Source organism: Coprococcus sp. TF11-13, assembly GCF_003481085.1.
Lineage (GTDB): Bacteria > Bacillota > Clostridia > Lachnospirales > Lachnospiraceae > Coprococcus > Coprococcus aceti.
In genome coordinates this window covers 1-419 of sequence record NZ_QUKK01000027.1, presented here as the reverse complement: position 1 = coordinate 419, position 419 = coordinate 1, and the positions used below count along the sequence as shown (strand labels likewise).

At 43.2% G+C, this 419-nt stretch carries 1 pseudogene; it reads right to left on the bottom strand.

From position 1 onward, the window contains the following. Positions 1 to 419 (bottom strand): annotated as a pseudogene (locus DXD11_RS14645) (site-specific integrase); the annotation flags it as partial.

Genomic DNA, 419 nt, shown 5'->3' with positions numbered 1-419 from the left:
TGCTGTAACACTGCGGAAAAAGAATGGATATAATCTTTGCTGTATCCCTTTCTTACTTTCCCGTCTGGAAACTCACCACCGAATGTAAGCAGATCAAGAAATGCCTGTAAATGTTCGGCAGTAACTGTTTTCAGTTTGCGGTCTGCAATCGGGTGTTTTTTGATACAGCGGATTGCACCAAGATAATTTTCCACTGTGCCGTTGCTGAGTGTCCCGGTTTTCAGTTCTTCTTCCGCCCACATATCCAGAAGCTCTCCTACCGTAAGGCTGTCTGCCTTTGCGACAAACTTCTTATTTTCGTAATCTTCCAGTGCTTTGCGGAGAAGTTTTTCCGTCTCACTTTTACTTTCGGTTCCAGCATATTCTTTCTGAACCATTTTACCGCTTGCATCTTCTACATAGAAGCGATAGTACCATTT